The following is a 21579-nucleotide window of genomic DNA, read 5'->3' as shown; positions in this document are numbered from 1 at the left end:
TCTCTCGGATTTCGAATTTAGGCTTTAGGATTTCATTCCTCACTTCATTGTTGTTCAGAGCCAGGATAGGAGATCATGGACATCTCACCACGTCAACGGTTCTTGTCGTACGTCAGGAATCCGGCAACTTCCAGGCCCGTGATATCCCCTTTCCTTCCACATCCCGACGTCATTCGCGATACCCTCAACCTCCTCCATTTGCCGGTCACAGATGATCCTGTCAACAACGAAATCCGGCTGTCGCAGGATCTCGGGTACGAACCAATGTTCATGACCGACTGTGGCGGGCTATTCTTCAACTGGGAAACCGATGAGGACCGATCCACACCGGAGATGGCGTTCCGGACGATCATGACGCCGAAGGGAGAATGGACGTGGAAGGCGCCGCGCAAAGTGGTTCCCTGGAGCGACGAGGCCGCCTGCCCGGTGGAAACCGAGCGAGACCATGAATTCTTCGTGGCTGTCTGTGAACAAGCGGGCAATCTTGAAGCGAATATGCGCGCTTATTTTCGGACATGGCGGCAGCGCGTCGGCGAAGATGGTGTGATCGTCCTTGGTCACCCCCACCCTTCCTGGCTTGGTTTTCAGATCAATCCGACAAGCATCTTCTATCAGTGGAACGATTTCCCCGATGTGTACAAAAGGAGCATGGACGTTTTCTATGAGGCATCGCTGTATGCCATGTCCATCGCCATGTCGGAAGGCATTGATTTCATGAGTGATTCGAGTTATGGGCTGGAAATGACGTCGCCGGACCTTTTCGCGGTCATGGATCTCCCCTATATCCGCGGATTTGCGGAGTGGACGCACCGTCGCGACGGTCTCTTCTGGTATCACAACTGCGGCTTCACGAGCACATTCATCAAACAAGGCGTTTTCAACTCGCTTGGAGCGGACGTCATCGAGACCATCGCACCTCCTCCCGAGGGGGATAACGACCTCGCTGAATCGCGGCGTCACATCGACAAGAGCATCTGCACCAAGGGAAATCTGAACCTCCGCCTGCTGCGCGACGGATCCCCCGCGGAGATTGCCGACCAGGCGAGGAAGATCGTCACCAATGTACGGGGGTATCCGCACATTTTCTCGACAGCCGATGCCGTACTTGAGGGGACCAGACCTGAGAATTTCGTCACGTTTGTCAGGTCAACAAGGGAGACCTTGGGTATATAGAGGAATCGAGATTGGTCACTCTGTGGTCGCGCTGGAATGGCACACAGATGACACAGATGGTACAGATTTACACTGATCGATCAATCTGTGGTCATCTCGTCTTTTTCAGTGTCATCCGTGTTCGCTTTGAACTGGCACACCGCTAACGCTTCATCCCTCAACCAAAGGTAGACAATGAGACAAACGACATTCATAGCCCTGCTTCTTTCCATCTCCCTTCTTTCCTGCGGGAAGAAGAGTGATGAGATCGTGCTCCAGGATTGGAATTTCGGCGGCAGGCCCAGGCTTATCGAATTCCTGAGGCAGCGCGTGTACTCCTTTGAGAAATCGCATCCCGGCATCAAGGTGGTCCAGAGTGACAAGAGCTGGAACATGATACGGGAGATTCTGTATGCGGATTTCGCCGCCGGGGCTGGACCGGATGTTATGAATACGCATTCGAATTTCGCTGCCGAATTCGGAGAAGCCGGTTACTATTATCCGATCAACAAGTTCCCGGATTTCGAACAGGTCAGGCAGTGGTATGTTCCGCAGCTCCTCGAGTCGACGAAATACAAAGACAATTACTATGGCCTTCCCTCCAGCGCCATCGCCTTCGTTCTTTGCTGCAACAAGGAGTTGTTCGACAAAGAAGGAATCGCGCCGCCAAAGACCTGGTCGCAGTTCCGCGAAGCGGCGAAGCGGTTGACAAAGGACACGGATGGGGACGGTGTCATCGATCAATACGGCCTCGTCGTGATGGGAGGAGACAAGGGGGGATTTGCCTATCGCACAATCCCGTTCTTCCTCAAAGCCGGCGTCGACGTGATGTCGGAGGATCTGAAGAAGATCAAGTTCAATTCACCGATGGGTGTCGCTGCTCTCAAGCTGTTTGCGGACATGTATCAGGTGGATCATTCGATCACGCCGGGATTTCTGGCATATGGACATTCCGAGACAAACGATCTCTTCTGCAGCAACAAGGCGGCGATGAGCATCGAGGGACCATGGTTCAGAGGAATGGTGAATGACAAGAATCCGGGCAAAGACATGTATGTGGTGGCGATACCGGTTCCGGACAACATGATCGCGCAGTATGACACTGCTCCGACGTTGCAGGACATGGTAATGTATTCGATCAATGCGAACTCGAAACATCTGCCTGAGGCCTGGGAGCTTCTCAAGCACCTGAGAAACGAAGAAGCCGATATGTACTGGATCACACAGGATCTTGGAGCTACCGCGACGACAAAAGGCGCCCTGAGCAGCCGCGAGGCTCAAAGCGTGAAAGACATTCAGCTTTACATCAACGAACTCAACCACGCACGTCCCTGGCCGCCACACCCCTCGATGGTCGCAATCGCCAGCAACGTCTTCACGCCGTACTGCCAGAAAGCGATCGTGGGAGAGCTATCGCCAAAGGCGGCTCTCGATGCGGCAGCAAAAGAGGCACAAGAAATCATCGACGAAAAGAAATGAAGAAGTCGACGCCATACCTCCTCCTGATCCCGGCACTGCTGTTCACAGTGTTCATACTCGTCTATCCGCTGGTACAGAACCTGATCAATAGTTTCAGCGACGTCAGTATGATCACCGGGCGACACGGGTGGGTGGGATTCCACAACTACGGGCACATCGTTGAGGACCCGTTGTTCTGGAAATCGTTCAGGAATACTTCGGTGTACGCGGTCGTGGGAACCCTGTTGGCACTGATCATAGGACTCGGGTTCGCCCTCCTGCTTAACCTCAAACTGGGCAAAATCACCACGATCATGGGATGTTTGTACACGGTTCCCTGGGTCATTTCACCGGTTGTCGCTGGATTCGCCTGGAAATGGCTGCTGAACGACAATTTCGGGGTTGCAAACTACTGGCTGGCGTATCTTGGCCTTGCAAAGATCGGAACGACATGGCTCGGGAATCCCGGGACTGCGCTCTTGTGCGTCATGCTCGCCCGGATCTGGCAGTTTTATCCGTTCGCGATGGTGATGTTTCTCGCCGGACTGCAATCGATCCCGCAGGAACAGTATGAAGCGGCGGCTGTCGACGGCGCGACGATGATTCGGAGATTTTTCCATATTACTCTTCCAAACCTGAAAGGCGTTACTTCCGTGATGCTCGTCCTTGGAATCATCTGGAGCTTTAACGATTTCAACATGGTGTTCGTGATGACGCGGGGAGGACCGATGAACACGTCGATGGTGCTTCCGGTCCTTGTCAGGGAATTCTCTTTTGTCCATTTCGATCTGGGAAGAGGATCTGCTCTTTCGATGATCATATTCGTCCTTCTGACGACGTTATCCTTCCTCTACCTGAAGACGGTTTCCCGCGGGGAGTCGGCATGAAGAAGTTTCTCCTCTCGATACTGATGATTGTGCTCGCACTCCTCGTGTTGCTCCCGGTGCTCTGGACATTCTCCACATCGCTGAAGCCTCTGAGCGAGGTGAACAAATGTCCGCCGGAGTGGATCAGTCCGGCGATGAGCCTCAGACCGTACAGCGATATGTTCTTTTATCTTCCCTTTTCCACGTATACGTTGAACAGCTTGATTGTCGCCACCTGTTCGACGATGTTGACCCTGATTGTTGGAAGCCTGGCGGCTTTCTCCTTCTCACGGTTCACGTTCGCGGGGAAGCGCGTGCTGCTCCTCGTGTTCCTGTTATCACAAATGCTCCCCGGTGCGTCGGTCATCATCCCGTTGTTTCAATTGCTTCAGAGGGCGGGATTGTACGACACGTACTATGGATTGATACTTGTTCATACGGCAGTGCTTCTTCCCTTCGTCATATGGCTGTTGTACGGATTTTTCCAGACAATCCCGCGAGAGATTGAAGATGCAGCGCTCATTGACGGCTGCTCGAGAATGACAGCGCTTCGACGGATTATCCTTCCGCTTGCGCTGCCGGGCATTGGCGCAACAGCGTTGTTTTCTTTCCTTGGCTCATGGAACGAGTTCTTCTTTGCTCTTATTCTCACATCATCTGATTCAACGAGGACAATTCCTGTCGGGATCGGCCTTTTCGTAGGCGAGTACCTCGATGTCTGGAACCAGATGGCTGCGGCGGCGATTCTCTTCAGTATTCCGCCGCTGGTTCTCTTTACGCTCACACGCAAGACGTTTATTAAGGGCCTGGTCGCCGGAGCCGGCAAGTGACCCAAATCTGAGGCATTGCCCGGCTTGAGTCTCCCCCGGTTGCGCGTGTCGTTGATCGCAAACCAATCGGCAGCAGAGAGGATTGTATGAAGATTGGAATTCTCATTGTACGCGTGACGTTAGCGTCCGTTTTGGCCCTGCCTGCCGCCTCTCAGGAACTCTACAAGGCTCCTTCAAAAGGATCACATACTCGATGGGTCAGTCCTGAAAACCCGACAGGCCAGAAGGGAAAAGGTGGCCAGACGAACAAGGGAGCAAAGGGGAATGCGTTCTTCACTGTGAAGCCGGGTGCACAACAGATTTTGTTTGATGTCAAAGGAGCCGGTATCATCCGCCGGATGTGGATGAGCGGGACTATCCCGCGGAACGAGGAGCAGCGAAGGCTTGTGCGCATTGACATGTACTGGGACAATGCAAGGAAACCTGCGGTCTCTGCTCCAATCGGTGATTTCTTTGGCGTTGGATTGGGATTGGTCGTGCCATTCGAAAATGAGCTCTTCAGCAATCCCGAAGGACGATCGTTTAACTTCACTATTCCTATGCCCTTTCGTACAGCGGCAAAAATTGTCGTCACGAATGAGTCATCCTCCCATGCGTTGATCTGGTATGACATTGACTATATCACGCTGGAACAACTGCCGCTCGATGCGATGTATTTCCATGCATATTGGAGCCGAGACACGAAGACAACACTGGGGAGAGATTTTGAAATCCTCCCTACAGTGGAAGGAGTGGGAAGGTACCTGGGTACAAACATCGGTGTTCTGAGTGATTCTCTCTGCCGCGGCATGTGGTTTGGGGAGGGTGAAGTGAAAGTGTACCTTGACGGCGACTCGACGTCGCCTACGCTCGTACAAACCGGCACGGAGGACTATATTGGCTCGGGTTGGGGGCAGGGAGAATTCCACGGAAGATACAGCGGGTCGCTCGTTGCAGACAAAGCAAATGATATCTACGCTTTTTATCGTTATCATATACCAGATCCGGTGTACTTTCACCGCGATTGCCGTGTGACTATTCAACAGATAGGCAGCGCATCCACGGCCACCCTGCGGCGGTTGATGGCAAAGGGTGCAGAACTCAAACCGGTGTGGGTGTTCGATGCGCATGGTGAACCGGATGTTCTCAAAATCAAGGGAAGAGCACCCGACCAGATTCGTCTGCTGGACAGCGCCAATGTACCCGACATCCAGAGTCCGTTCTTCCCCAACGGCGCAGTCAATTACTATCGCCGTGACGATGTATCTGCAACCGCGTATTTCTATCTGAACAAGCCAGCCAGCTCCCTCCCTCCGCTTGCGGAACCTGAACTTCGCGTTGTACACATGAGAGAGGTTGTATGGAGCAAGGTGACGAAAAAGTATTGAATCAATGAACCGTGGACCAATGGACTGATTCTCACGTCTTCGGTTTCGAACAGAACAATACCGGCATTGAAATCTGCTCAGAGGGTGTCATGCACCACGACGAACTGAACGCTCTTCTCACCAGGATTCGGAACTGCCGGATCGGCATTATCGGCGATTTCTGCCTCGATGCGTATTTGCTTCTTGAGCCAGCAGCTTCCGAAACCTCGCTGGAAACAGGACTCTCGACAAGACCCGTTCGAACCCAACGCTATTCACTCGGAGCTGCCGGAAACGTCGTCAGCAATCTGCAGGCAATGGGAGTAGGAACGCTGCGCGCCTTTGGTGTTATCGGTGAGGATCCGTTCGGGCGGGAAATGAGTCAGCTTCTTTCTTCCAAAGGTGTTGACATCACGGGCTTGTTGGTACAACGGGAGCAATGGGACTCCCACGTCTACATGAAGCCTTACGAGCGCCAGCAGGAGCAACACCGCCTCGACTTCGGCAATTTCAACGCTCTACACCCTTCCACCTCAGCCTTGCTGATTGAAGCCGTCTCTGCTGCGCTCCCTTCACTGGACCTTGTTATCATTAACCAGCAAGTCCAACACGGCATCCATACGAATGAATTCAGAAATGAACTTCGGGCCCTCGTGCACAAACACCCCGGGAAGGACTTCATTGCCGATTCGCGGCATTTTCCGGATGAGTACGCCGGTTGCATGCGAAAGATCAATACGCAGGAAGCTTCCCGGCTCTTCGGGCTCGACCCCGCAACGATGGGTGCTGCCGAGCTTGAGAGTCTCGCCAAATCGCTTTTCCAGCGATGGAGAAAGCCGATATTCCTGACGCGTGGAGAAAATGGCTGCGTCGTCTGTGACGGGACGGGATACAAAGAGGTTCCGGGACTTCTGATTCTCTCCCCTGTGGATCCGGTCGGTGCCGGGGACAGCATGCTTGCAGGGATCGCAGCATCAATGGCTGTGGGGGCCGATCCGCTTCAGGCTGCAGAGCTTGGAAGTCTTGTCGCCGGCGTCACAGTTCAAAAACTCATGCAAACCGGGACTGCGACCGCTGAAGAGATACTGAAACTCGGCGCCAATCCCGACCGCCGCTACAAACCCGACCTGGCCCGCCAGATTCGAAAAGCTGTCTATCATTCGAATACCGAAATAGAGATTGTCAGCTCTCTTCCTCCCCATCGATCGTTCACCCACGTGATTTTCGACCACGACGGTACGCTCTCCACACTCCGCCAGGGATGGGAACTGATCATGGAACCGATGATGGTACGGGCGATCCTTGGTGAGAGCGAACGAGAAGCAGACGAAGCGCTCCATGCACACGTCGTTACCTCCGTGCGGGACTACATTGACAAGACGACCGGAATGCAGACGCTCGCACAGATGAAAGGGCTTGTGAGTCTGATTCAACGATTCAAATGTGTTCCGGAATCAGAAATCCTTGATGAATCCGGCTACAAACGGTTGTACAACGACGAATTGTCGACGCTTGTGAAAGGGCGCATACAGAAGCTCGAGCGGCACGAACTGAGCGTCAATGATTACACCATCAAGAACGCTTTCGAACTGCTGAATCGTTTACATCGAAACGGTGTCGTTCTGTATCTCGCCAGCGGGACTGATCGTGAAGATGTTGAGCGCGAAGCCGCGATACTCGGGTACGGAGATCTCTTTGGCGGCAGAATCTACGGAGCTGTCGGCGACGTGTCGTTCGAAGCAAAACGGATGGTGCTTGAGAAAATTCTTGCCGACATCGGCGATACAGCGCGCGAACATATCCTGACGTTCGGCGACGGGCCTGTCGAAATCCGGGAGACGCACAAACGCGGCGGTTACACCGTCGGCGTCGCGAGTGACGAGATCCGGCGACACGGCCTCAACAGCTCGAAACGGACGCGGCTCATCGAGGCAGGGGCTGATCTCATTGTTCCGGACTACGCCCAAATGGAACAACTGCTGGGACTTCTGTTCGAGTGAAGTTCGGTTCAGGAGCATAGTCAGCTCGTAGCGGTTGGCTGTTGGCGATCAGCTGCGCGCTGATCTCCTTGCGTCCCCCGAAACGAGTTTCGGACCACCACCGCGTCTTCTTCCCGCTTCCCTTTCTATCCCTTTCTGCCTATATTCAGGACGTTTCTCCGACGCTGCCGCCTCGGACTACGTTGCGACTACCGACAAATGTTGTAAGCAGGAGATTTTTCGCAATGCATCGCCTTGTTCTCGCCCTGGTGATTACGGCTCTGAGCTTCTCGTTTCTGTGCGGACAGACTCAGGGCAATACCAAGGACTCGGTACACACCACCTCCGCAAGAATCTTTCCGCTCCCCATACTCTTCTACACACCGGAGACTGGTGTGGCAGGGGGAGCTGCGGCTTTGTTGGTCTACCGTGATCCGTTCGCTCCCCGTGCCTCAAGCGTTACGGCCGACCTCATCTACACAGAAAAGAAGCAGATTGTCATAGAGCTTAGCGGCGATCAGTACTTCGGACAAGGGGGCTATCGTCTGCTCTCCGATATCAAGTTTCAGAAATATCCGAACAAGTTTTTCGGCACCGGAAACGCGACGGCTTCGGTAGACGAAGAGAACTACACGCAAACGTCGTTTCGTGTCAAAGCGTCGTTGTATGCGGGTATTTTCCCCCGGGTCAATGCCGGACCCGTCATACACTATGAGACCGTTTCAATGAGCGATGTCGAACCCGGGAAATTCATCTCTTCCAGCACCATCGCCGGGAGGAGCGGAGGTGTTTCATCCGGCCTTGGATTCGTCGCAAACTGGGATTCCCGCGATAACACCTTCGCGGCATTTTCCGGCAGTTTTTACCAGGTCACCGCTCTTTTCTACCAGCGTGCTTTCGGAAGCAACTACAACTATTCCGCTCTACAGTTTGATTTCCGAAATTTCTTTGAGGTGACCCCGGGTCATGTGCTTGCATTGAAGGCAAGCGGTGATTTCACGGGGGGCGATGTGCCGTTTCAGAATCTGGCACGCTTTGGCGGACAAGACTTCCTGCGCGGATATTTCGACGGTCGCTACAGGGATTACCATGCGGCTGGCATTCAGGCTGAGTACCGGCTTCCTGTCTGGTGGCGCTTCGGACTCGTTGGCTTTGCAGGCGTCGCCCAGGTCGCCAACCGAATCAGTCAATTTGGACTAGGAAGATTCTGGTTCGCGGGGGGGGCCGGAATCCGGTTCGCGTGGAATCCCGAGGAACGGGTAAACCTCAGGCTTGATTATGGAATTGGCAATAATTCCGATGGGATCTACATTACGATGACGGAAGCTTTTTGAGAGTGTTGAGGCAGGGAGTAGTGAAGTAGCTGAAAAGTAAGACGTGAGGAGGAAGACAACACAGAATACAGAGAGCAGATGGCAGATTACAGACTATCATGGAAATCAGACGATGAAGTTAGAACTGGAATTCCAATGACTCTCAGGCGTAGACATTTCAGCTTCATCTTCGCAATTCTCTTGTGTGTTCCTGCTCTCTCCCCGGCCCAAGTGTCGGGTGCGGGACGGGACACTCTTCAGTTCGTTTGGAAACGCTATGCGGGCAATCCGGTTTTCCCGGCGGTGCCGGGTACCTGGCGCGAGTCGCAGACAGCGAACCCCGATTTGCTTCTCAACGGTTCGATGTACTATATGTACTTTCGCGGTCAACGAGAAGGCCACGACCGAATCGGTGTTGCGACAATCCCGAAAGCGAAGTTTGATGGTGTGACATGGAATATCCATCCCGAACCCATCATTGATGTTGGCGACCCAGGTTCATGGGATGAGCGCCACGCTCTCGATCCCGCGGCCGTTCTTTTTCATGGGAAGGTCTTTCTGTACTATACCGGTTCAAGCCCGAGGTCGGACAGAGCGATCTGCCTCGCCGTTTCTGAGAACGGGATCGACTTCAAGAAATTTCTGCACAAGCCCGTCGTCATTGGCGGCGGTCCGGAGGTGGTCCTGCGAGGGGATACACTCTATCTGTACTTCTGGAAGGAAGTGCCGGGAAAAAAAGGATTCCAGATTCACTACGCAGTCTCAGTTGATGGTTACCACTTCACCGAACCCGATCAATCGCTCGTTCTCCCGGTCGGGAGCGAAGGCACGTGGGATAGTTTCACGGTCGAGACGCCGAGGATTTTCTCTGAAGGCAGGCTTTACTACATGGTCTATTGCGGGTCAGACAAGAACAAGGATTATCCATTCCATGCCGGACTCGCGACATCAGCCGATCTCATCCGCTGGACAAAGTACTCGAGCAATCCTATATTCAGCCGCGGCGAGGAAAGGCAATGGGATGAAGGTGCGATCTGGTTTACGACGGTCGAAAAGATCAACGGACGCTATTATATGTGGTATGAGGGATACGGAGGCGGCACTGCCCGCACAATACCTTATGGAAGCTATCTCAAAGGGGGAAAGTCCCAGGTTGGGATGGCGACGCTGGACGCGCCGTACTTCTATGTGAAGCCGGAGCCGACTTCGAAGTAGATACGCTGCGAAGTAGTTGAGTCGTGGAGTAGATAAGTACAATGTTCCGGAGTCACAAGCGGTATAGCCCGCGACGAAACGACCGGCGAACGTTCCCCGATCACTCTCCCCTCTGAGTCCCCTCCCTCTCAAACCGTATGATCCTCGAGATGAAACAGATCAAGGGAGCTGCAGGAACAGCGAAGAGCGGAGCCCTGTGAACCTCCCAGCCGGAGTGAACCCGCTCCTTAGGGCTGATTATCTAATGATTGGACTGCTATGTAAACTGAGGAGACTACGCTGGCAAGAAATTCGTAATTCAATCTATCTGGCGTATCGCTTTCCTTATGATAGTGCGGATTGCGGAGAAAGGCAGTATCGGTGACCATCAGCGCCGGGAAACCAGCTTTCCAGAACGAGGAGTGATCGGATAGAAACAGCGGGGGAATGAAACCGGGCGCGGTGAGACTTTCCACGCCGATTGCCCGATGGTCACGCATCGCCTTTCGTACAACCGACATCATGCCAAGGCTTTTCAGGTTCCCGACGAGAGCAATGTAGTTGCCGTACTTCGGATAGCGGCCAAGCAATCGCATCAATGGTGCCGGATAGATCTGCCGATAGTTCTCCCCTGCATACCCAAGCATTTCCAGAGCGAGCATTACCAGCACATTCTCTCCCTGCTGCTTCAACCCCTGCGCGTACTGCCGGCTCCCCATCAGATGAGTATAGAAGTAGGGAGGTTCTTCATGCGGAAACGCGACGAACTTGACTGTGCGTTGAACCGATTGATCCTTCAGGAGACGGGCGAGTTCGAGAAGTCCAGCGACACCGCTGGCGTTGTCATCTGCTCCAGGCGTGCCGACGACCGTGTCATAGTGCGCACCAACAATGATGCACGATTGATCTGGCCTGCTTCCTTGTTTCTCCGCAATCAGGTTCCGGACCTTTGCGCCTTCGCATTCATACGATTGCGATTCCACAACATAGCCAAGGCTGCAAAACTCCTGCTCGATGAAATCACCGGCGGCATTCAGCACATGAGGGAAACGACCATGTCGGGATGGGTACTTGGTGGCGAGAACCTCGACGATTCTGCGGGCTCGTGAGGCAATAGTGGACAATTCGGATTGATTCATCTGGCTTGAATGTAGCGCGGAATTGTCCGAATGTCCAATTGGTCGTAAGGCGAAGCGTCGCTTCACCCAACTGAACGTCGCGACTTGCGCAAAAACAATAAAAAATGGCCGCGGTGGACACCCGCGGCCATTGATCGGATTCGTACGGCGAAGCGCCGCTTCACCCACGCATTATTGTGGACGCCCGACGACCGGCCGGCCGCCGGGTCTGCCCATTTGGTACAGCTTGGCATATTCATCATCAGGGAACGGCTTCTCGAGCAGATTCTTGTACCAGAACCGGGCCGCTTCCACGCGCGAGTGAACCGATTTCGCGCCGCCCCAGCCGTGCCTGCCGTTTGGATACAGCATCAGCTCAAAGTTTTTTCCGAGGTCCTCGAGCTTGTCGACCAATTGAATGCTGTTCTGCATATGCACGTTGTCATCCAGCGTGCCGTGAACGATGCGAAGTCCGTTCTTGTACTTATCCGCGTACGTCATGACAGAACCCGCTTTGTACCCCTCCGGATTTTCGGCGGGTGTGTCCATGAATCGTTCGGTATAGTGAGTATCGTACAGTTTCCAGTCGGTCGGTGAAGAGCTGGCGATTCCGAACGTAAAGTACTCGGAACCGAAGGTCAGCGCCATCGCCGTGACGTATCCGCCGTAGCTGCCCCCCGTGATGCCTACTCTCTTGGGATCCGCGTACGATTTCGTCCGCAGCCATTTCACCCATTCGACATAATCGTTCATTTCCCATTTGCCAAGACACCGGTGCATCAAAGCAACTCCTTCTTTCCCGTGATGGCCAGCTCCGCGATGATCAATTGCGATCTGAATCATGCCCTGTTCGGCGTACCACTGGTTTCCGGTTCCCTTCCAACCATCGAAAACCGTACCGGAATTCGGACCGCCATAGACGCTGATAAGCACGGGGTACTTCTTGTTCGGGTCAAGGTCGAACGGAAGCGTGATGACCGCTGGGAGTTTGTATCCGTCCGGCGTGGTCATATACACGAGCTCGGTCTTCGCAAGGTCATAGTTGTCGAATTCTTTTCCCTTTGCGTCACCGATTTCCCGGAGCATTTTCCCATCATCGTTGCAGACAGCCATTTTCTGCGGCGCGGCCACGTTCGAATAGGTCGTAATGAAGTATCCGCCTTTCGGTGAGAACCGCACGGAATGAGTAAACTCCCCGAACGTCAGACGGGTCAATCCTTTTCCGTTCATTTTCACCTTGTAGAGATCGGTTCGCGTGGAGGCTTCTTTCCTTGCCGAGAAATAGACCAGCCCTTCTTCTTCATCAACCAGGAGGATGTCGGTCACCTGCCACTTTCCTTCGGTGATCCGGTTTTTGAGCTTCCCATCCATACCGTACAGGTAAAGATGCATCCATCCGTCCTTGTCAGTCTTGACGATGAATCCTTTGTTGTTCTTCAGGAACTCGATCTTTTCAAACCATTCAACCCATGAGGCCTGATGCTCGGCATAGATCTCATGTTTCTTTCCGGACGCGGGATCAACGCCAATAATCTTCAGGTCGTCCTGACCCCGGTTCATCCACTGCGCCCAGAGCTCTTTACTGTCAGGTGTCCAGAACGGCGTTCCGAAATACTGATCGTCTTTCTCATTGAAATCGGCCCAGACGACATTCCCTCCGGCTGACGGGACTATTCCTACACGCACTTCGGGATTTGGATCGCCCGGTTTCGGATATGCCGTTTCCTCCAGGTATCCGTGCTGGCCATCCGCGCTGTAAAGAGGAAACACCGGAACTTTCGAATCATCGAAACGCATGAAGGCCAGCTTCTTGCTGTCAGGCGCCCACCAGAAGGCCCTGTACCGGGTGGCCCGGCCAAGTATTTCCTCCATATACACCCACGAAGCATAGCCGTTATAAACTAGCTTTGCCCCGTCTGACGTGTACTGGATTTCTTTTCCACTGTTGAGGTCAACGGCGAACAGGTTGTTGTCGCGCGTGAACGCAACATAGTTGCCGTCCGGAGAGAGTGTAGGATTCTTCTCCTCAGCCGGCGATTGCGTCAGGCGCTTGAACTCTTTTGTCGCGGTGCTGAGGAGGTACAGATCCTTATCCTTCACGTAGATGACTCTTGTTCGAGCCTCGTTAACTGCTGCAGGGAAATTCACGTTGACATCGGAACCGACAACATCCTTGAACTGGCTGAGATCGGCGGTCTTCGGCGGCACTTCCTTTTCTTTCCCGGACTTTGCGTCGACGGAATAGTATTTCGCCGGCTCCCCTTCTTTCCGCCTCATTTCCAGATAGTGCGAATCGTCTTCCCAGCCCGTGATGTTCGGAAGCTGTGCCGTCAGGCCGGTTTCCGCTCCACGATAGATCTGGTCGAACGTCAGACGCTTCTTCTGCTGCGCCGAGGCGAACACGGCAAGCGTCAGCATCAGAAGCGAAAGAATCAGATACCTTACAAAGATTCGTTGTTTCATTTCATCTCCACAGAAAGAGTTTTCAGTTTCGCGTTTCAAGCTTGGAGTTTAAAGGTTCGGTTTTTGAGTCTTCAATCCCCCTGTCACTTGGACTTGCTCGAGTGCGTTCCTCCCTTTTCGGAGTTGATCGTCACAGTATAGGGACCGCTTCCGCGAACAATCCATCGCACGTAGACAGCATTCATGCCGGGAATATTTTCTACTTCGAGTCGTTCTGGGTGGTGCTTCTGCTCCTGCGCCAGACCAAAGAAACGATTCTGCAGAACGGCGCCGGAGATAACGTCGCCGCCTTTGATGCTCACCCAATCCGGTCTCGTGATTCTGTTTCTCTGGTCCTGAAGTGTGTGCGTCGGGATGACCCTGTTGTTCCGCACGACGGCCGTCACCTCTGTGAGACCGCCCTGCAGAGACTTCGCATAGACACTGTCAACTTCAACCATCGGTGTATGGTATAAGTGGAAAAGGGTGAATGCCATGTTGCGGTGACACATATCTTCGATCATGAATGAGGGGGCCGTTCGCGTCCATGCCTTTTTGAATCCGCCGACCTCAATTTCACCAAACTGCGGATGGTTGTGCTTCTTCCACGGCACCACGCCTTCCTCAAACAGCAGGATCTTATCGAACCGATAGAGTGTACTCCGGTCTCGCTGCCCTTCGCCTTCCTCCCGCTGACGCCTGAAGTAATCGAAATTCGTCCAGAGCTCATTGGAAAACGTCACGATCCCGCGGGCTCCGTACAGCCAGTCAATTTCTCCTCCATACACGGTGTACAAATCCTTATAGATAACAATGTAGCGGTACCCCGGAAGCATTTCTTCACCGAGCTTCCCAAGGAAATCATACGTCTGGATGTCGACCGGGCTGTAGGTACGCAAGTCGGTTTGCGCGCCGGGACCCCGTAAAATCATGCCGCCATTATTGTGAAACGACTGAGCCGCGGCAATATTGGGATGCGCGAGGACAAATTCTGAGACAGCCCGGTTCTCGGGAAATGTGAATGGATAATGATCCGCTCCACCCTGAACATAGCGGGGCGCCCAGTTCCATCCCCAGTCGCGGTTCGGGTCGTACGATCCGGGACCGTCTTCGTTGACAAGCCCATCGCCATCGTTGTCGATGCCCTCGCTGCCGAGTAACGCGTATTGACCGAGTTGGTCTGCTTTCGCCGGAAGCATGATACGGGAATCATCCGGATCCACCACCCATCGCCCGTTCGGATCCTTGATGCGCATCTGCGTGATGTTTCCATCACCATCGAGGTCATCAAGAGCATCTTCATCCATGACACCGTCTCCGTCATCATCACGCGGAACGAGTCCGCTCCTTGGAGAGGACGCTGTGTTTGGCTGATGGATGAAGTGGTCGCGTGCATCGGGATTGATCGTCGGGACTATGTACAGCGTCTTCTCGTCGAGGAGCTTGTGAATCCAGTCGTTGGAAGCATACATCTCGGTCACATACCATGCCGTATAGAGAGCGACCTCCGCCCCCTGGATTTCGTTGGAGTGGATGTTTCCGTCGATGTACATTGCCGGTTTCTTGTCGGGATCCCCGTTCGAGAAGTTCGACACCGTGATAACCCACATGTCCTTTCCCTTATACGACTTGCCGATGCTCTTCACCTTGGCAAGGTTGGGATATGCCTTTTCGATGCGCCGCATGATTTCCGACAACTGGTCGGTGTCGTAGTAACGGTTCCACGCAATTTCGACCTTCGGGTTGTTCGGCGCGCCCATGGCTTTCAGGGCGCTTTCGGTCATTTCCTTTTTTGTCTGTGCTTCTGACGTGAACACAAGCGCCACCGCGAACAGGACAATGAGTCCTGTCAATCGAAATGTGAGTTTCGTTTTCATGGCCGGCCTCCTTCCCGCAGCGTGATCGTTTCCGTTGCTTTGCCTGCGATGGGGCTCTCCGCTGTGACCGTCACCGTGGAACCGGCCTTTCCAACAACAAGCCAGCTTACGGTCTGGTATCCTCCGTTCCCCTTGATCGGCCGCAGCGATTGCTTTGCCCGTCCGCTCGCAACCGATTGGTCCTTCGCGATGCCGAGAGTCAGATAGACATTGCGCGGCCATCGGACACGCGCACCAAGACTGCTGTTCGTCGGCAGGTACCCTTTGTTGACGACGTCGATCGTCACACGATACACGTTGTCATTCAGCTTCTCCACTTTGGTATTGCCGAGAGCAACAGACGGAAGTTGCCCTGCAAGGTACGTGATGAACTTCGTATACGGCTGGGAATATACGTTCAGACTGTCGGCCGGGGGATTGTAGAGAACGTACGGCTTGGGACCTCCGATCTCCACTTCCCTGTCGGGGAAGTCGGGGTGTTTTACTTTCGTCCAGGCGACCGCCACATCCTTATACCCGTTCGTGTCGTACCATTTCAACGCGCGAAGCTGTTCTGTGTATTCGTCGGACGGAGTCTCGCTGGCCGCCCGCCCTGCCGCGGGAGGTCTCATTCTTCTGGCTGTATCCGTGCCTGCCGAAGAATCGCGTTTGACCACCATGGGTGCCCACCAGGGGCGGACAGAGAACGACCACCGCCCAGTGTGGTAGTAGACCCATTCTGAAAACGCACCGCTCCCTTTTTTCGTGTCGGGAGCATCCTTCAATTTTGTAATATCGTTGAACTGTTTGCTTATGTACTCATAATACGGCTGATCGTCTTCAAGGACCGAGGTCACCGCAGTGTTCGCCGCTTCGTCCAGCGTCCGTCCGGACATCATGCCTCCGCCAGCTCCCCCACCGCCGCCTCCCCGCCCGGAAGGAACTCCCGAAGCGGGCGCATCGGCAGTCGTTCCCAGCCGCCGCGGCTCACTCTTCCACGGTGTCGTCAGGTTGTCATTCGGAGAGAATGAAAAAACGGCACCGATGTTCTGATGATTAAACATGAAATCTGCCACAGCCCTCGTCTCAACTTCGGAAACCTGGTGTACGCCGGCATTCGCTGAGAAATATTGATAATTGAACGGGAAGTTGCGGTTGAAGTCGACGCCGCCGACGGCGTCTTCATTCCACTGTTCGTCCTTGTCGTTATCAATCCCCTCGCTGTACAAAAGATACCCTCCCCGCTCCCCCTTCGCAGGATCGGCTTTCTTGAGGAGTCGGCCATCTTCCGGGTGAGCCATCCACTCACCGCGCGGGTCTTTCACGCGCATCATCGTAATTACACCGTCGTTATTGAGATCATCCGCATCATCTTCGTCGACTTGACCGTCATGGTCATCGTCTGTAGCCCTGTAGTTTGTTGAGCGCTCCCGCAGAGGTTTCTGAAAATATGCTTCCATTGCGTCGGGGCCGACCCGCGGGATGACGTACACCGTTGTAGTCTGGAGCAACTTCGTCACGCTGTCGACCTTGCCATAACTCTTCGCAAGTTGTTCTGCGAACCTCAACGCCATTTCACTTCCCGCAACCTGCACTGCATCGACGCCTCCGACCACAAGAATCGCACGCGGCTGGTCCGGATCTCCCTTTCGAATCGTGATGAGCCAGATATCGCGCCCTTTAAGGGTTTTGCCAAGCGATTCCGTTTTCACGATTTCGCTGTACGTTGAGGATAAGCTCTTGATGGCCTGAGTCATCTCGTCGAATGAATGATATTTCGACGGTATTCCCTGGCCGTGGAGAGCACCACCGGCAAACGTGGCGAGCAGCACAGCGATGCAAACAACGAGCAGTCTTCTCATAGGAAGCTCCATGGATTGGTTGATGCAATGCCTCCGAGAAGGCACGGTTTGGTTGGACAATGGACGAAGAACGTAACGTGAATAAACGGAGTGATCCCTTGATTGTTTCCCAAAAATAGGGAAATCCCACAGAAAAACCATCAGCAGATGGGAATACGTCGAAAAACTCAGGATCCATGTTGCAGAAGGATTGCTGCGTTCGGGTCACGACATGCCGTGTCCCGAACGGCCAAGGCTATTCTCCGACCGCAGCCCCGCTTCTCCGCGGGTCACTGCAGCCAATCAGCAAGTTCGTTCGGGCATCGTACATGATTGACTGTACTGCTCCAAAATATGCCCGAAACGCCTCAGATCGTTTTACCTCGTGTCCCAGAGTCTCGAGCTGCAGAAGGCTGGTTGCCGGGAAGCGGTTTTCGATCTCCAGCTCGCGTTGCGAGTAGATGCTGAACATGCGAGGCGCGTACACCGCTTCACGCAACGGCATTTTGAAATCAATCAGATTCACAATCACCTGGGCAACGGTGGAGAGGATGAGGTCACCCCCCGGCGTGCCCACAGTATAGAGTGGCCGACCATCTTTCAGAATGATCGTCGGCACGAGACTGGTCACCACGCGTTTGTGCGGTTGCAGGCTGTTCGGGTGTTTCGGATCGATGTTGAAATTCTGCATTTCATTGTTCAGAATGAATCCGCCCCCCTCTATCGTTTGCCCCGTTCCAAACAAACTGCTGAGTGTGATGGTTAGCGAAACCGTGTTGCCTTCGATATCCATGACACACAGTTGCGTCGTGTTCTTGTCCGCAATCCGGCCGGCTTCGATCTGCTCCGGAGCGCGCGCGTGAGCGAGGTCGATGTGCAGGAATCGTTGGAACGCGTACGCATCAGACGTGACGGTGACGACCGGGATCGTGCTGAAAGCCGGGTCCCCGTTGTGCGTCGCCTCGTCCTTATACATCAGCTTGGACATTTCCGCAAACAGATGGAGATTGTAGTCATTGTTCTTCCGGCATTCCTGGAGATCAAAGAACTTGAGAATGTTGAGCGCTTCGATCAGGAATATGCCGCCGCATGGAGGAGGTGTGGTCATGATCGTATGGCCGCGGTATTCACCAACCAACGGTTCTCGCAGCAATGGTCTGTACGAAAGCAAATCTTCTTTCGTAATGAACCCCCCGCGTTTCTGAATGTCCCGGACGATGAGATCCGCGATCACACCTTTGTAGAATGCATCTGCTCCCCCCGACTGGATTGTCTGCAGTGATTTGCCATAGTCGGGGTTCTTCAGGAGAGTGCCGATCTTTGGGACCTGTCCATGCCCGTAGTAGAGGGATTTGGTGTACGGATCTTTCTCGAGAATCCGACGATATGATTCGAGGTTCAATGCGAGTGTGCTGTCGACTTCGAATCCCTGCAACGCGTAATCGACGGCAGGCTGAAGCACCGTTTTCCGGTCGAGCTTGCCGAAAGTTTCCCGTGCAAGTTCCAATCCGGCGACTGCCCCCGGAACAGACGCTCCCTTTGCTGAACGTGCCCATTCGGATTTCTTGTCTAGATCAAGCGTGTGGTAGGATGCTCCGTTGGGGGAAATGCCTTTGAAGTCCACGACCGTGGATTTCTTCTCTTTCGCATTGTATATCAGCATCATTCCTTCGCCGCCGATGCCGGATCCGTGAGGTTCGACGACGCCAAGCGCATAGGCCACCGCAACCGCGACATCGACGACATTGCCCCCTTTGTGATAGACTTCCAAGCCTGCTTTCGCCGCGAGCGGGTGAGCGGAAATCATGATCCTGGAACCACTGGCAACCCGCGCGAACTGGGCAGCAGAGGGGAGAATGAACAGGAAAACAACAAGAACGAGCGCTTTGACCCTTGCGAGCGATTTCATTGTTTCATCCTTGGGGATGACAGAGATTATGATCCTGAGGAGTCGTTCCGCACTTTTCCCCGCGCCAGCGACGCAAAAATCCCGATGAGGCATAATGCCGAAAAGATACTGAGAGCCAGTTGCATGCTTTGAAGGAATTTGGGGTAGTATTCCGGAGTGATTTGAGTTTTCCCCATCATCACAGCAAAGATCAGCATCACGATTCCCATGCTGAGCATTTGACCGGTCAGACGCATCGTGCCAAGCGTGGCCGACGCGACACCGTAGAGCCGTTTCTCAACGGAGCTCATGACAGCGTTCGTATTGGGCGAAGAGAACAGCGCGAAGCCAAACCCGAGAAGAAGGAGATAGATCGTTATCAGGATGAGGGAGGTTTCTGATCCGACGAAAGCGAAAAGCGCCAAACCGACGCAGATGATTCCCATGCCGATCGAAGCGACAACGCGTGGCTCGATAGTATCAGAAAGGCGTCCGGCAAACGGAGAAAACAAGGCCATCATAATCGGCTGGGCAACGAGTATGGCCCCTGCCATGAATGGATCGAGCCCTTTGACATATTGAAGGTACAGACTCATCAGAAACGTCACTGCGTACGTTGCACTATAATTGATGAGCGCAGCGGCATTGGAATAGGCGAACACGACGTTCCGGGCGAACAGGGTGACATCAAGGAGGGGCTTTGGAGCCTTTCGTTCCCACGCAACGAACGCGGTGAGTCCTGCCAATCCAGCGGTGAGCGTCCACGCTCCAAGAGCTCCCGGGAGCTTCGAGAATCCAATCATCAACATGGTAAGCGATACGGTATACAGCAGCGAGCCGGGAAAATCAAACGCTTCACCACGGGCTTCGGCCCATTCGGTTTTCAATTTCCACAGGACCAGGGCAATGATGAAGAGCCCGAGAATTGCATTGAGATAGAACAGGCTTCTCCAACCGAGGTGCTGCGTAAGAAATCCACCGATGAAGGGGCCGAGTGAGAGTCCGAAATAGGTGGCAGCCACGTTGATCCCCAGCACTCTTCCGCGCTCGGCGGGCGGATATGCTGAGGTAAGCATCGCCATCCCCGTGCTGAAGATCATTGCTGCGCCAACGCCCTGGAATGCACGGGTCAGAATCAGAATTGTTCCGGTTGGTGCAATGCCGCTCAGAAACGAAAAAGCGGTGAACGTGACGATGCCATAGATGAAGATTCTCCGACGGCCGTAGATGTCCGCCAGCCTTCCAAATGGAACAAGGAAGACCGCTGCCGCAAGAACGGCAGAGGTTGCGATCCAGCTCAGGGACAGCGCATCCATCGAGAATTCCCGACCGATGGATGGAAGTGCAATGTTCACGGAGGAGGCCATGAGAGGGGTCAGGAATGCGGCAGACGTAGATGCCGCGAGGGCTGCCCTTTTGTCGTCGACGATCATCATGGTGAGAAAATCGATCCTTGGAGTTCACACGTGAAGATCTGATGCAAGCGTTGAGGGGGAGTGACTTCAGGACTTCTCATCGCTCGTTCAGTTCTTCGTTCGATGCGGAGAAAGCGGAAGCAGGATAGCGATTTTTTCCGACGAGTTCCATGATTCAGCAGGAATCGCCCGGCGACCGTCAGGCTCAGAGAGTGGAGTGGATTTGAGGCACCCCAAAGATCAAGGTTGAGGCTCCTTCGCGAGTTCCATCGTCTCGCTTCTCTCATCTGCTGCAAGCCGGCTTCTGGGTTGAGAGACAAGCGGGACGATTGTAGAAAAGTTGAGCGATCGAACGGAGAGTTTCCAATTTTTGCGAATATCAGGATGGGGCTTGGTGGGTGCTACTCTTTGACCCGGTTCCCGCGATGGTGGCAGTTGCCGAAGCGGTCGCAATCAGCTTGTTTCTAGAATTGAATGCTTCCGCTGTCATTTGAAGGACTTGGGCGTTCCTCGAGACCACCGTTGCGCGAACGGTGAGATGGTCTTGCAATGCAATCGGCCGGATGAACTGGGTGTTCAGGTTCAGGGTGACGCACGGAACACGAGCGGCGAGATAGCTCAGAGGGCCAAAGACGTTGTCAAAGGCAGCAACGATGAAGCCGCCCTGCATCGTCCGCAGTGGGTTAAGGCTTTCTTCCAGGACCGGAAATGTGACGGCAAGAGAACGGCGCGATTCGTACTCCACGAACTTCGCCTGCATTGAGACAAAACAGTTCGGAGGAAATGTCGCACCCAAAGCGTGGTCGCGCGACAACAGCTGGAGTTCTTCTTCCAGGAGTACTAACGATGCGCTCATCATTCGGCGGAATAGGCAGTGTGCT

15 protein-coding genes are annotated in these 21579 nt (G+C 54.0%); 8 read left to right on the top strand and 7 right to left on the bottom strand.

Annotated features, from left to right (window positions below; translation table 11 throughout):
- The first annotated feature begins 75 nt into the window (after nucleotides 1–75).
- From NTU47_02930 to NTU47_02895, 8 genes are all read left to right on the top strand, one after another.
- A complete protein-coding gene (locus tag NTU47_02930; protein MCX6132745.1) occupies nucleotides 76–1173 on the top strand; it encodes a hypothetical protein in 1098 nt (365 codons plus the stop codon).
- 174 nt (nucleotides 1174–1347) lie between these two features.
- A complete protein-coding gene (locus NTU47_02925; GenBank protein ID MCX6132744.1) occupies nucleotides 1348–2631 on the top strand; it encodes a sugar ABC transporter substrate-binding protein in 1284 nt (427 codons plus the stop codon).
- Nucleotides 2628–3497 carry a sugar ABC transporter permease gene (locus tag NTU47_02920; GenBank protein MCX6132743.1) on the top strand — a complete coding sequence of 290 codons (870 nt, stop codon included), beginning with the start codon at nucleotides 2628–2630 and terminating at the stop codon, nucleotides 3495–3497. The genes NTU47_02925 and NTU47_02920 overlap by 4 nt, the downstream gene beginning before the upstream one ends.
- The gene (locus NTU47_02915) at nucleotides 3494–4306 is read left to right on the top strand and encodes a carbohydrate ABC transporter permease (GenBank protein MCX6132742.1); all 813 of its coding nucleotides are present in this window, start codon (nucleotides 3494–3496) and stop codon (nucleotides 4304–4306) included. Before NTU47_02920 ends, NTU47_02915 begins: the two co-directional genes overlap by 4 nt.
- Before the next feature lie 86 nt (nucleotides 4307–4392).
- The gene (locus tag NTU47_02910; GenBank protein ID MCX6132741.1) at nucleotides 4393–5673 is read left to right on the top strand and encodes a DUF2961 domain-containing protein; all 1281 of its coding nucleotides are present in this window, start codon (nucleotides 4393–4395) and stop codon (nucleotides 5671–5673) included.
- An 89-nt stretch (nucleotides 5674–5762) separates the two neighbouring features.
- Nucleotides 5763–7652: a PfkB family carbohydrate kinase gene (locus NTU47_02905; protein MCX6132740.1), complete on the top strand. Its 1890-nt coding sequence runs from the start codon at nucleotides 5763–5765 to the stop codon at nucleotides 7650–7652.
- Between the two features lie 224 nt (nucleotides 7653–7876).
- On the top strand, nucleotides 7877–8965 hold the full coding sequence (locus tag NTU47_02900) for a BamA/TamA family outer membrane protein (protein ID MCX6132739.1): 1089 nt from the start codon (nucleotides 7877–7879) through the stop codon (nucleotides 8963–8965).
- A 135-nt stretch (nucleotides 8966–9100) separates the two neighbouring features.
- Nucleotides 9101–10159 (top strand): hypothetical protein, encoded by a 1059-nt coding sequence (locus NTU47_02895; protein MCX6132738.1) that lies wholly within the window; start codon nucleotides 9101–9103, stop codon nucleotides 10157–10159.
- A gap of 227 nt (nucleotides 10160–10386) precedes the next feature.
- On the opposite strand, the gene NTU47_02890 is transcribed toward NTU47_02895, so the two are convergent.
- The 7 genes from NTU47_02890 to NTU47_02860 all read right to left on the bottom strand — a co-directional run bounded on the left by NTU47_02890 (nucleotide 10387) and on the right by NTU47_02860 (nucleotide 21554).
- Nucleotides 10387–11277: a M20/M25/M40 family metallo-hydrolase gene (locus tag NTU47_02890; protein ID MCX6132737.1), complete on the bottom strand. Its 891-nt coding sequence runs from the start codon at nucleotides 11275–11277 to the stop codon at nucleotides 10387–10389.
- Between the two features lie 171 nt (nucleotides 11278–11448).
- Nucleotides 11449–13719 carry a S9 family peptidase gene (locus NTU47_02885; GenBank protein MCX6132736.1) on the bottom strand — a complete coding sequence of 757 codons (2271 nt, stop codon included), beginning with the start codon at nucleotides 13717–13719 and terminating at the stop codon, nucleotides 11449–11451.
- Between the two features lie 83 nt (nucleotides 13720–13802).
- Entirely contained in the window at nucleotides 13803–15575 is a 1773-nt protein-coding gene (locus tag NTU47_02880; GenBank protein MCX6132735.1) for a M14 family metallopeptidase, read from the bottom strand.
- Nucleotides 15572–17416 carry a M14 family metallopeptidase gene (locus NTU47_02875; protein MCX6132734.1) on the bottom strand — a complete coding sequence of 615 codons (1845 nt, stop codon included), beginning with the start codon at nucleotides 17414–17416 and terminating at the stop codon, nucleotides 15572–15574. Before NTU47_02875 ends, NTU47_02880 begins: the two co-directional genes overlap by 4 nt.
- Before the next feature lie 235 nt (nucleotides 17417–17651).
- Nucleotides 17652–19304, bottom strand: coding sequence for a gamma-glutamyltransferase (gene ggt / locus NTU47_02870; GenBank protein MCX6132733.1), 1653 nt, complete (start codon nucleotides 19302–19304; stop codon nucleotides 17652–17654).
- Nucleotides 19305–19330: 26 nt separating this feature from the next.
- Nucleotides 19331–20719 carry an MFS transporter gene (locus NTU47_02865; GenBank protein ID MCX6132732.1) on the bottom strand — a complete coding sequence of 463 codons (1389 nt, stop codon included), beginning with the start codon at nucleotides 20717–20719 and terminating at the stop codon, nucleotides 19331–19333.
- 358 nt (nucleotides 20720–21077) lie between these two features.
- Nucleotides 21078–21554, bottom strand: a complete 477-nt coding sequence (locus NTU47_02860; GenBank protein MCX6132731.1) for a PaaI family thioesterase — start codon at nucleotides 21552–21554, stop codon at nucleotides 21078–21080.
- Between the last annotated feature and the right edge of the window lie 25 nt (nucleotides 21555–21579).

Source organism: Ignavibacteriales bacterium, assembly GCA_026390595.1.
Lineage (GTDB): Bacteria > Bacteroidota > Ignavibacteria > UBA10030 > UBA10030 > UBA9647.
This window is presented reverse-complemented; position numbering and strand designations above follow the sequence as displayed.